General features: G+C 67.8%; 12 protein-coding genes. 7 read left to right on the plus strand and 5 right to left on the minus strand.

Annotated features, from left to right (window positions below; genetic code table 11):
• The first annotated feature begins 9 nt into the window (after positions 1-9).
• A complete protein-coding gene (locus CBW66_RS00185) occupies positions 10-804 on the plus strand; it encodes a hypothetical protein (RefSeq protein ID WP_086140412.1) in 795 nt (264 codons plus the stop codon).
• 250 nt (positions 805-1054) lie between these two features.
• On the opposite strand, the gene CBW66_RS00190 is transcribed toward CBW66_RS00185, so the two are convergent.
• A complete protein-coding gene (locus CBW66_RS00190) occupies positions 1055-1300 on the minus strand; it encodes a hypothetical protein (protein WP_070224327.1) in 246 nt (81 codons plus the stop codon).
• A 293-nt stretch (positions 1301-1593) separates the two neighbouring features.
• Here CBW66_RS00190 and CBW66_RS00195 point away from each other — a divergent pair, with 293 nt between their 5' ends.
• Positions 1594-2994, plus strand: a complete 1401-nt coding sequence (locus CBW66_RS00195) for a PLP-dependent aminotransferase family protein (protein ID WP_170933080.1) — start codon at positions 1594-1596, stop codon at positions 2992-2994.
• A gap of 42 nt (positions 2995-3036) precedes the next feature.
• Here CBW66_RS00195 and CBW66_RS00200 read toward each other — a convergent pair whose 3' ends face one another.
• On the minus strand, positions 3037-4098 hold the full coding sequence (locus CBW66_RS00200) for a nitronate monooxygenase family protein (protein ID WP_086140411.1): 1062 nt from the start codon (positions 4096-4098) through the stop codon (positions 3037-3039).
• A gap of 86 nt (positions 4099-4184) precedes the next feature.
• Here CBW66_RS00200 and CBW66_RS00205 point away from each other — a divergent pair, with 86 nt between their 5' ends.
• On the plus strand, positions 4185-5060 hold the full coding sequence (locus CBW66_RS00205; protein WP_086140410.1) for a LysR substrate-binding domain-containing protein: 876 nt from the start codon (positions 4185-4187) through the stop codon (positions 5058-5060).
• Complete coding sequence (locus CBW66_RS00210) at positions 5057-6160, plus strand: YbfB/YjiJ family MFS transporter (RefSeq protein WP_230492341.1); 1104 nt, start codon at positions 5057-5059, stop codon at positions 6158-6160. The genes CBW66_RS00205 and CBW66_RS00210 overlap by 4 nt, the downstream gene beginning before the upstream one ends.
• Before the next feature lie 3 nt (positions 6161-6163).
• On the opposite strand, the gene CBW66_RS00215 is transcribed toward CBW66_RS00210, so the two are convergent.
• From CBW66_RS00215 to CBW66_RS00225, 3 genes are read right to left on the minus strand one after another with little or no spacing between them, the layout of a single operon-like run.
• Positions 6164-7213 carry a serine hydrolase gene (locus CBW66_RS00215; RefSeq protein WP_205701241.1) on the minus strand — a complete coding sequence of 350 codons (1050 nt, stop codon included), beginning with the start codon at positions 7211-7213 and terminating at the stop codon, positions 6164-6166.
• Positions 7204-8007 carry an alpha/beta fold hydrolase gene (locus tag CBW66_RS00220; protein ID WP_086140409.1) on the minus strand — a complete coding sequence of 268 codons (804 nt, stop codon included), beginning with the start codon at positions 8005-8007 and terminating at the stop codon, positions 7204-7206. The genes CBW66_RS00215 and CBW66_RS00220 overlap by 10 nt, the downstream gene beginning before the upstream one ends.
• Entirely contained in the window at positions 8004-9020 is a 1017-nt protein-coding gene (locus tag CBW66_RS00225; protein WP_086140408.1) for a M14 family zinc carboxypeptidase, read from the minus strand. Before CBW66_RS00225 ends, CBW66_RS00220 begins: the two co-directional genes overlap by 4 nt.
• A 207-nt stretch (positions 9021-9227) precedes the next feature.
• On the opposite strand from CBW66_RS00225, the gene CBW66_RS00230 reads away from it, so the two are divergent.
• Genes CBW66_RS00230 through CBW66_RS00240 form a run of 3 tightly spaced genes read left to right on the plus strand, consistent with a single transcriptional unit; the run spans position 9228 to position 11526 of the window.
• Complete coding sequence (locus CBW66_RS00230; protein WP_139841765.1) at positions 9228-9971, plus strand: hypothetical protein; 744 nt, start codon at positions 9228-9230, stop codon at positions 9969-9971.
• On the plus strand, positions 9968-10543 hold the full coding sequence (locus tag CBW66_RS00235) for an RNA polymerase sigma factor (RefSeq protein WP_086140406.1): 576 nt from the start codon (positions 9968-9970) through the stop codon (positions 10541-10543). The genes CBW66_RS00230 and CBW66_RS00235 overlap by 4 nt, the downstream gene beginning before the upstream one ends.
• 8 nt (positions 10544-10551) lie before the next feature.
• On the plus strand, positions 10552-11526 hold the full coding sequence (locus tag CBW66_RS00240; protein WP_086153599.1) for a FecR domain-containing protein: 975 nt from the start codon (positions 10552-10554) through the stop codon (positions 11524-11526).
• Positions 11527-11544 lie beyond the last annotated feature (18 nt).

The raw sequence follows: 11544 nt of genomic DNA on the forward strand, positions 1-11544 counted from the left end.
AGGGTGCCCATGCATAAACTGATTTCCGAACTCACCCGCCTGTATCTGTTCGAGGAACAGCAGCAATACGTCGATGCGCAGGGCGGTGCGCAGCCTTTGATGCCGGCCGTGCTGGCGCGCCACCTGTCGGGCGAGCAGACGGTGGCCGTGCAACTCGTGACCGAGAGCGGCCTGGCGCGCGCACTGGTGCTGGAGTTTGGCGGCAAGGGCGGCGGCGAGGCGCACTGGAGCGCGTTGTGCACGATCGCCAATGCCGTGCAGCACGAGCTGGACTTGCCGGCGCCTGCCGTCAGCATTTCGGGCACGGCATTCCAGTTATGGCTGTCTCTGGCCACGCCCGTGCCCGTCGCCCAGGCGCGCCGGTTCGTGCAGCTGCTGCGTTCCACCTTTTTGCCTGCCCCGACCGACATCCTTGCCTCTGCGCCGCCCGCCTACGTGGAGCAGGCGGCGCTGCCGCCATGCCTGCAGACCTCGGGCAAATGGGCCGCCTTCATCCATCCCAGCATGGGCGCCGCCTTCGTCGACGAGCCGGGCCTGGACATGCCGCCGCCGCCCGCCGCCCAGCTGGGCTTCCTGGAGAGCTTGCGCAGCATCACTCCGGGACAATTCGCGCAGGCGCTGGCGAAGCTGCAGGGACATGCGGGGCTGGCTGATGCCGTGCCCGCGCCCGCCGCCGCGCCATTGCCGTCGGGAAAGTCCGTTACGCAGCCAGGCTTGCTGCTGCAGGACGCCACACTGGAAGACATCGTGCGCTGGTTGCATGCGCGCGACATCGAGCCGACTTTCCGGCACAGGTTGCCGTAGCGCGGCTTCCTTCTCCCTGACGGCAGGCTGGGTTAGCCGCCCGGGAGGCAATATGACGGTCGGGCGCATGGACGACGATGCCGCCATTGCGTTCTTCACCGAACTTGGTCTCGTTCTCGAACGGCGCGCCCCGGTTGAAGGAGAGCGGGCCGATGGCGTCGCCGTTGATCGGCGTCGAGTCCCTTGGCGTCTAGTCCCTTGCTGAAGTAGGCCTGCGCATCGCTCGATATCGGCCGGCCACTCCCTGTCGTCATGGCATGGTCATGTCCAGACCGACCATGCTGACGACGAAGAAGGTGACGATCCCGAGTGCCAGGAGCAATAGCGCGAAGATGGCGACCACCTTGCCGCTCGCGCGCAGCACCGCGCGATTCTGCTTCGCCTTGTCCTTATCCTTCTTGCCTTGATCGTAATGCCACTTGATGGCGAAGAACATGCCCGTGGCGAGCACGAGCGCCTTGAATGTCACGAAGACTATAGGGGTCCAATCGATCATTTTGCGTATTTCCAGTCTATTACTTGATTACTTGACACTATCTGTCGTGAGGCGCACTGCCTCAAAATGCCGCTTCAGCAGCTACTGTTCCAACTTTTTTTCAACTATCCCCCCAGGCATCCTGTTTGGCTCTTTCATTATAGCTAGCTCTGAAATAACGACGGTATCGAGCGCAGTGATGTGCCGCATGCGGATGAATGAGGAAAAAACGCCTGCGACTGCCATGCAAGGATGGTGTTGCTACACGTTATGAGGCATACTACCTTAAAACAACCTCCATACATTGAGACAAAATGTCCCAGTTAAAAACCATACAAGATGAAAATTTGACGAGCTGGTTGCCGCGATTGGGCGGGAACAAGGGCCCCCGTTTTTTGCAAATTGCGGATGCCTTGCAAGTGGCGGTGGCAGACGGATCGCTGACAGCGGGCGACCGTCTGCCGACGCAGCGCCAGCTGGCGGCACAGCTGGGCGTCGACCTGACGACGATCACGCGCGCCTACGACGAAGCCAGACGCCGCAACTTGCTGGAGGGGCGCGGCGCGCGCGGCACGTATGTCGCGGCGCCGAAAGTCGAATTGACCGCTATTCTCGACCTGAGCATGAATACGCCGCCACCGCCGGATGGCGTGGACTTCGACGACATGTTGCGACAAGGTTTGTCTCAAGTACTGATGCGCGCGGATAATGAGTTGCTGATGACTTATCACCTGGGCGGGGGAAGCGAATCCGACCGCAAGGCCGGAGCCAGGTGGCTGGAACCGATGTTCGGACCTCTGGATTCAAGGCAGGTGGTTGTCTGTCCCGGTGCGCAGGCGGCGATCGCCGCATTGATCCTTGCGCTGACGGAGCCTGGCGATGTGATCCTGGCGGAGCCGACGAGTTATCCGGGCTTGCGTGCCGCAGCGGCCCAGTTCGGCCGGCACGTCATCGCGGTGGGTGCGGACAAGCACGGGATGCTGCCTGAACTGCTTGAGGAAGCGTGTCGCCAGCACCAGCCCGGGCTGGTCTACCTCAATCCGACATTGCAGAACCCGACCGCCATCACCATGCCGGAACGCCGGCGCAGGGAACTGGCCGGCATTGCGCAGCGCTGCAATGTACGCATCGTCGAGGACGATCCCTACTGGCTTCTCGCCGATGCGCCGCCGCCGCCCGTTGCCGCGTTTGCCCCGGCACAGGTGCTCTACATCTCGACGCTGTCGAAATGCCTGACGCCCGGCTTGCGTGTCGCCTTCGTGCTGATACGCGACCCGGCGGAGCGCGAGCGCTTCCTGGTCGCGCTAAGGTCATTTGCGCTGATGGTCGCTCCATTGACGGCCGCCCTGGCCACGCAGTGGATACTCGACGGCTCGGCTGACAGATTGATGGAAGGCGTACGCAAGGAGGCGCGCCTGCGCCACCGGATGGCGCGCGATGTGCTGGCGGGACGCTACAGCGGCGCCGGAGACGGTCTGCATGTATGGCTCGAGTTGCCCGCGTATTGGAACTCCTCGCAGCTTGCGCTCGCAGCCGCCAGCTACGGCATCGCCGTCACGCCGGCGGAGGCATTCGCAACGGGCAGCGCATCCGTGAACGCCATTCGCATCTCTTTGGGCAGCATCAAGGACCGTGGACGCTTGCAGGCCGGCCTTCAGCGCCTGTCTCACCTGCTTGCGCGGCGGCCCGAGTCGTTCAGCGCTGCCGTGGTTTGAGCGACCGGGATGCGCCTCCGTATTGGCAGAAGCATCCCGGCATCAGGCCGCCATTTCCCTTGCCAGTGCCGACACCAGTTCCTCCGCCCCGATTTCCCGCGCCAGCGGCGCGCCCTGGCCGGCCCATTGCGCGGCGAATTCGCTGTGGCCGTGCCGGCTGGCCAGCGCATTCAATTGCTTGGCGGCATCGTAGGCGACGGGATAGTCGGCCGGCGGCGGGCTGCCCGGCGCTTCGCCGTGCTCGATCAAGCGGTTCACCATGCCGCGCGCCAGGCGGCCCGAGAGCACGCTGGTCAGCCGCGTGCTGGCGGCCCGTTCGCTTTGCAGGTTGGCGCGGTAGCCCGCGTTGGCCGACGATTCCGGGCACAGCACGAAGGCCGTGCCCAGCTGGGCCGCCGCGGCGCCCAGGTCCAGTGCGGCGCGGACGCCTTGTCCATCCATGATGCCGCCGGCCGCGATCAGGGGGAGAGCAGTGCGGCCCGCCAGCAGGCGCAGCAGCACGCTGGTGCTGTGGCGCTCGTCCGGCGCTTGCGGGTCGAAGACGCCCCGGTGTCCGCCCGCTTCCACGCCTTGCGCCACGATGGCGTCGACGCCCGCCTGTTCGATCAGCGCCGCCTCGCGCACATTGGTGGCCGTGGCCATGGTGTAGACGCCGGCCTGGCGCAGGGCGGCGATCTGCTGCTGCGCCGGCAAGCCGAAATGAAAGCTGACGACGGCGGGGCGCAGCTCCAGCAGCAGGGCGAATGCTGCCTCATTGGCGAGAAAAGTTTGATATATCTCGTCGAGCTCCGTAGGCACGGCCGCGCCCAGTTCCGCGAACAGGGGCGCCAGATGGGCCAGCCAGGCCGCTTCGCGCCGCGCATCGCGTACCGCCGGCGCGTGGCAGAATACATTCACATTGAAGGGGCGGTCCGTCAGCGCGCGCGTGTCGGCGATCGCCTGGCGCGCCTGCGCCACGTTGCCGGCGCCGATGGCCAGCGAACCGAGGCCGCCCGCGTTCGAGACGGCGGCGGCCATGCGCGGCGTGGACACGCCCGCCATCGGCGCCTGGATGAGGGGGTGCTGCAAGCCGAGACGGTCGAGGAAGCGCTGGGACGTGCTCATGATGTTTCCTTCATGCAGTAGAGATGCTGTTGAGTATTCTCATTTTCAGAATATACTATCACAATCATTTTAAAAAAGAGAATGTGATGGATCTGGAATCCCTGACGATTTTCTGTGCCGTGGCCAGTGAACTGAGCGTCACCCAGGCCGCGGCGCGGCTGGGCCGCGCGCCGTCCAGCGTCACCACGCGCATCCAGCAGCTGGAAGCCGATATGGGCGCCGACCTGTTCGTGCGCGCCAATAAACGCATGGCCCTGACGGCGGCGGGCGAGCGCTTTCTCGAGTATGCGCAGCGTTTGCTGGCGCTGGCGGAAGAAGCGCGGCACGTCGTCACGGGCGGGCGCGAAGGGGGCGCCTTGCGTGTCGGCAGCATGGAAAGCACGGCGGCCAGCCGCTTGCCGGCGCTGCTGGCCGCGTATCACGCCCGCCATCCGGAGACGCGCCTGGCGCTGAGCACGGGGCCGTCGCGCCCCCTGATCGAGCAAGTGCGCACGGGTTTGCTCGACTGCGCTTTTGTCGCCTTGCCGCCAGCGTTCGGCGGCGCCGCCGCGCTGGAAGAGCTGGGCCTGGCATCGACCGCCGTGTGGCGCGAGGAACTGTGTTTGCTGCTGCCGGCCAGTGAAGGGCAGGCGCGCCACGCCATGGAGGTGCGCACGCGCTCGCTGGCGGCCTTTCCGCAGGGCTGCACCTACCGCGGCATCGCCGAAGAGCTGCTGGGCGTTGCAGGTTCGACCGATTGGCGCGTACAGGAGCTGAGTTCGTATCACACCATGATCGCCTGCGTGGCGGCCGGCGCCTGCGTGACCGTGCTGCCCGCCAGCGTGCTGGCGCTGTCCGATGCGCCTGCCACTTTGAAAACGCTGTCCGCCGGGCAAGCCGACACGGCGCTCGTGTGGCGAGCCGGATTCGACGTGCCCGCCTTTCAGCATTTGCTGGCGCAGCTCGGCGAGGCGGCGCCGTGACCGTGGCGGCGGTCATTCTCGCCATCGGCATGGGCTTTGGCCGCTTCGCCTTCACGGCCATCTATCCGCAGATGGTCGAGGAAGGCGTCTTGAGCTTGCGCGAAGGCAGCCTGGCCGCCTCGGCCAACTATGCCGGTTACCTGCTGGGCGCCATCCTGGCCATGCGCGCGCGGGCCCGCGGCGCGCACCGGCTGTGCCTGTGGTCGGCGGCCGGCACGGCGCTGTGCCTGGGCGTGCTGGCTGTGCCGATGCCCGTCTGGCTCATCGTGGCGGTGCGGGGCGTGGCGGGCGTCTTCAGCGCGCTGGCCATGGTGGCCGCCTCCTTGTGGCTGCTGGAACAGCGCCGGCAGGCGCGCGGCGCGCCGCTGCTGTACGCGGGCGTGGGCGCCGGCATTGCCGTCTCGGCCGAATTGCTGGCGCTGGCAGCGCGCCTGGGCTGGCACAGCGCGGACATGTGGCTGCTGCTGGCCGGCGTCGCCGCGCTGGCGGGCCTGGCGGCCGCGTCCGCGATTGCCGCCAGTGGCCAGGCGACGCTGGACGCGCCGGCGCAAAGGGCGGCATCGGCGCTGGCGTCCGTGGCGCCCTGGCCGCTGGTCCTGATCTACGGCCTGGCGGGACTCGGCTACATCGTCACGGCCACCTATTTGCCCGTGCTGGTGGGCGCGGCCTTGCCCGGCTTGAATGCCGCCCACGTGTGGGCCGTGTTCGGCCTCGGTGCGGCGCCGTCGTGCTTCCTGTGGCACCGGCTGCACGAGCGCCTGGGCACGCGCCAGGCACTGCGGCTGAACCTGCTGCTGCAGGCGCTGGGCGTGGCCTTGCCCGTGCTGGCGCCCTCGGCCGCCGGCTACCTGCTCAGCGCCATCCTCGTCGGCGGCACGTTCGTCGGCACGGTGACCATCGCCATGCCGGCCGCGCAGCGGGCAGCCGTCAAGGCGGGCACCAGCATGATGGCCTTCATGACGGTGGTATATGGCGTGGGCCAGATCGTCGGCCCCGTGCTGGCCGGCAGCCTGTACGCGCAGTCGCACAGTTTCAACAGTTCGCTGCTGGCGGCCGCCGGCGCGTTGCTGCTGGCCATTGCCGTGAGCTTGCGCCTGTAACACTCAGAGATCGAAGGCGCGGCGCATGAAGTCGCGCCGCAGCGCGTTGATCCTGTCGAAATCGCGCGTGTAGTACAGCTTGTTGGTCAGCAGCACCGCATAGCGGCCGCGCCGGGGGCTGATCCACAGGGCCGTGCCCGTGAAGCCCTGGTGGCACCAGATGTCATCTGTCGCCTCCGTGCCTGCCGCCGGGTGCCAGAACAGGCCGCGCGACGGGCTCAAGGAACCCGTTTGCACGGTCAGCGAATCACGCACCCAGCCGGCGTCGAACMCCGCGCCGTGCTGGCCAGCCAGCGATGCCAGCATCGCCTGCAGGAAGCGCTGCAGGTCTGGCACGTTGGAAAACAGCCCGGAGATGCCGCATACGCCGCCCAGTAGCCGCGTCGAAAAATCATGCGTCACGCCGGCAAGGTGCGCGCCCGCTTGCTCGCAATACTCGGTCGGCGCGACCAGCTTGCCGTGCGCAGCTGGCAGCGGGCCAAAGCGCGTGGCGGCCATGCCCAGCGGCCGCAGCACATGTTCTTCCAGGGCCGTGTCCAGCGGCATGCCCAGCAGCCGCTCGATGACCAGGCCGAGGATCAGGGCCGCGCGGTCCGTGTAGTCGACCGCCTGGCCCGGCGTGCCTTCCAGCGGTTCTTGCAGCACGCCGCGCACGATATCGTCGTACACCTCGCCATAGCTGGCGCGCAGGCGGGCGCGCAGCGGCAGGCCGGCCGTATGCGTGAGCAGCTGGAAAATCGTGACGGGCGCCAGCGCATAGCCTGCCGTGCCGGGCAGCACATCGGCCAGCCGGCTGTCCAGGCGCAGGCGCTTTTGCGTCACCAGGCGGCCGACCAGCGACCACACGCCGATGATCTTGGTCAGCGAGGCGATGTCGAAGAGGGTGTCGACCTGCATCGCGGCAATGGCGGGATCGGGCGTGAGCCGCCCGGCCGCGCCCGCCACGCCGTCGTCGATGGTGCCCACGGCCCAGGCCGCGCCCGGGAAAATGTGTTCCTGCACGCCGGCCTCCGCCAGCGCCGCCAACTGGTTCGTATGATTGCTTATCTGCATAATGATTGTGCTGTGTTTATCTGCTTATCGTCTGCCGCTGCCACCCCCAGCCAGCGCGCCACCGATTGCGCCACCCATGCCCCTTCGTCCAGCGGCAAGTCGTGGCCGGCGTCGCCGTGGATCAGGCAATCGGCTTGCCAGGCGCGCGCCAGGCGTTGCGAGCAGCGGTGGTCGACCAATTGATCTCGCGCGCCGGCCATCACCAGCACGGGCATGGCCGGACGGCTGGCGGGGGCGCGGTAGCGGGCGGCCGACAGCAGCTGGCGCAGCGCATTGCGCCGGCTGACCGGGTATTCCTGCTGGAAACGCAGCCAGTCGGCCAGCAGCGCGGGGTTGCCGCCGGCATGCCGCTGGCTCGTCAGGCGCAGTATCAATGCTTCCTGGCTGCGTGCATCGCCGGCCAGCAGCTGGCGCAGCAGGGCGCCGTAGTTTTGCCAGCGCAGGCGCCGGTAGAACGGGCTGTATGGCCGCATGCTGGTGTTGAGCAGCACGCAGCGGGCGATTTCCTGCGGATAGCGGCTTGCCCATTCGACGGCCACCATGCCGCCCAGCGACAGGGCCAGCAGATGGTAGGGCGGGGCGATGCCGCGCGCCAGCAAGTGCTGGCGGCAGTCCTCCACCATGGCGGCCACGCGGGTGGCGCTGTCCTGCGCGTGGCGCGTGCCGTTGCCGGGCAGGTCAGGCGTGACGATGCGGGCGCCGGGCAGGGCGCGCGCCAGGGTGGCGGGGAAGGCCCCCCAGTGGCGCTGTTCGCGCATCAGGCCGCGCAATAGAATCCAGGTGGGCGCCGTCATGCTTCGTACCATTGCGCCAGGGCGCGCCGGCGCTGCGCCTTGCGCAGCAAGCCTTCCGGCATCCAGCGGCCATGGCTGCTGGCGGCGCGCATGAGGAAATCGAACCACACCAGGTGCCGGCGCAGCACGCGCTGCAAGCGGTGCGCGGCCGTGGGGTTGAAGATGCTGACCCGGTTGAACAGCTGGCGCGGATTTTTCTTGACCCAGCGCCACGAGCCCATTTCCAGGGTCAGCGGCAGGAACACGCGGCCCGTGTAGCTGGTGCCGTTCAGGTACAGATAGTCCCACAGGTCGCCATGCGTGCGGTATTGCCGGCTTTGCGGCTCGAACACATAGTTGTGGTTCGGATAGCTCTGGCTGAACAGCTCTTCCAGCGCGCCGATCTCGGCCAGGTGTTCGATAGGCACCTTGGTGTGGGCGTGCGGAAACCAGATGCGGTCGCGCAAGCCGAAACCGGAATGGCAATCGAGGGCGATGCTGAACTGGCGCGACAGCAGTTCGCGCTCGACCAAGTCGCACACGGCGGCGCTTTCCACTTCCATCGGCCCCCCGGCCGCACCCCGGTACCAGGGCAGGCGGGGACTGTAGCGCTGTCCGCCCAGCATGAACGGCACTTTTTCGCGCGCGCTCAGCGGCGCATTGCGCATCAGGTCCACGCCGCGCGGATTGCAGCGCGTCGCTTGCCACATGCCGCCCGGGTTGACCAGCGGCATGAACACGAGGCGCATGGTTTCCAGCTGCTGGTGCAGGGTGGCGTCCCAGCGCAGGCGCGCGACCAGGCTTTCCAAAAAGGACAGCAGCACTTGCGTGCCGATGCGTTCGAGGCCGTGGATGCCGCCGAAAAAGCCCAGCACGGGTACGTCGGGGCCGGGATTGCCCATGGCGATCGAATACACGGGAAATGCGCGTCCATCGATGGCAATGCTGCAGGGCGTGGCCACTTCCAGGTGGCTGCCGCCTTCGTCGATGAGGCGCTTCAGCATGACCAGTTCGGGCAGATTCTTTTCGATCATCAGGCGTCTGAAAGGGAAAGTAGCTGCCAGTGTAGCCGAAATCAGCGCCGCGCCCGACGTCCCGCATGGCGAAATTTATTGGTGATAAGCATGTCACGAAGCCGTCATGTTTGCTGTGTAGTCTGTTGCAGTTGACGCAAGGATTGTTCATTGCAAACACCCCAGGCGTCCGCTTTACTCCTCACACGATAGCGACACGATAGCGATATGACAGGCAGCCCGGCATCCGTCCATGTGCTTGCGCTGGCCGGATACCTGGTACTGCTGGGTTTCCTGGCCGCGGTGGGGCCCGTGCGGGCGCAGCCGGGCGACGGCGCCGTGTTGCAGTTCGATATCGCCGCGCAAAACCTCGGCGACGCGCTGGACCTGTACAGCCGCCGCACGGGTATCGCCGTACTGATCGACCAGCGTTACGCGCAGCGCCAGTCGGCCGCCGTGCGCGGCCCCCATGCGGCTGGCGCGGCCCTGCAGGTCTTGCTGGAAGGCACGGGCTTGCAATCGCGCCTGTCCGACGCGCAAGCCGTCATCGTGTATGCCCCGGCCGCGGCTTCAGCGCTGGCCGCAGCGGACCAGCCGCCGGCCGCCATTCTGGCCGCCGCCGACATCCCGGGCGCCACGCAGGGCGGCGGCGACCATGCGGCCTATGTCGGCCGGCTGCAGCACGTGCTGCTGGGATTGCTGTGCCGCGCCGCGCAGACCCGCCCCGGCGGCTACCGCCTGGCGCTGCAGCTGACGCTGAACCGCGCCGGCGTCGTGGACCGCGTGCACCTGCTCGACAGCACGGGCTTGCGCGCGCGCGACACGGCGATTGCGCGCGTGGTGCTGGGCATGCGCGTGGGCGCCGCGCCGCTGCCGTCGATGCCGCAGCCCGTCTCCATCCTGCTGCTGCCGCAAGGGCCGGGCAGCGAAGCCGATTGCGCCGCTGGCGCGCAAGGAATCTCCGCGCCATGAGCCTGCCCGACCTGCGCACCAAGCTCAAAGGCCACCTCAGTGCGCGCTACGCCGTGCTGCGCTGGCGCCTCGAACGCGTGGTCGGCTGCAAGCACCATGCGGCCGATGCGCTGCAGGAAACCTGGCTGCGCCTCGAAGCGATGGTGGCGCCCGGTCCCGCTGCCGCGCCCGTCCATAATCCCGACGCCTACCTGCTGCGCATGGCGGCCAATATCGCCACCGATGCCTACCGCCGCGACCGCATCATCGTCACCGAGCACGAGCGCGAAGAGCTGATGCACATGGCCGACGAGACGGGCGACGATATCAGCGACCCGGCGCGCATCGTCTCGGCGCGGCTCGACGTGCAGGCGCTCGACGCGGCCCTGGCGGGCCTGTCGCCGCGCCGCCGCGCCATCCTGACGGCGGCGCGCATCGACGGCATGCTCAATGCGGAGATCGCCGAGCGCTTCGGCATTTCCGTGGCGATGGTGAAGAAAGAATTGCAGGCCGCCATGCAACACTGTAAAACGTGCATGGCCGACGCCGATGCGGCCCAGCGCAGCGATGTGTCGGGCCGCCGTAAATATTGATGAATCCCATGACCGCTTCCGACCGCGATCCACGCGACCTTGTTGAACATGACGACACTGCCATCGGCCGAGAAGCCGCTGCCTGGTGGGCACGCCTGCGTGGCGACGATTTCACGCAGGCCGACGCCGACGCCTTGCGCGCCTGGTGCGCGCGCAGCCCCGCGCATGCGCGCGCCTGGCGCGAACTCCGGCAAGTGTGGCAGGCGCTCGACCCCGCCTTGGCCCGCGCCGCCGCCGCGCCGCAGCGGGCGAACGTGCTGGCGTTCCCCCTGCGTCCCGGGCGGCGTGCCTTTCTCGGCGGCGCGCTGGCGGCCGGCGTGGCCGTGCTGGCCCTGCGCCCGCCGCTGGGCGCCTGGCCCTCGCTGCGGGAGCTCGGCGCCGACTACCGCACGGACACGGGCGAGCAGCGGCAACTGGCCCTGTCGCAGCAGATGACGGTGCAGATGAATACGCAGACGCGCATCAATGTGCGGGCGCCCGAGTCGATCGAGCTGCTGGGCGGCGAGGCGGAAATCCTGGCCAGCGGCGCGCGCCAGCCCGTGTCGGTGGTGGCGGGCGCGGGGCGTTTATTGGCGCAGTCGGCGCGCTTCAATGTGCGCCACACGGGCGACGCCGTCTGCGTCACCTGCCTGGCGGGCGCCGTCGAGGTGGTCTGGCAGCAGCGGCGCCAGACCCTGGATGCAGGACAGCAACTGGTGTACGACGACGGGGGCGCGCAGGCGGCCACGGCCGCACCAAAGGGCGAAGCGAGCGCCTGGCGCACGGGTGCGTTGTCGTTTGCCGGCAAGCCGCTGTCCCAGGTCGTCGATGAAATCAACCGCTACCGGCCCGGCCGCGTGCTGCTGCGCAATCCCGAACTGGGCCGCCGGCTCGTGCGCATGCGCTTTTCCATCCGCCAGATGGATGGCGCGCTGGCGATGATACGCGACTTGACGGGAGCAGAAATGATCAGTTTGCCGGGCGGCATCGTCTTGCTCAGCTGATTTCAGCGGATGCCGGAC

Origin of the sequence: Janthinobacterium sp. GW456P (assembly GCF_002127655.1) — a bacterium.
Taxonomy (GTDB): domain Bacteria; phylum Pseudomonadota; class Gammaproteobacteria; order Burkholderiales; family Burkholderiaceae_D; genus Janthinobacterium.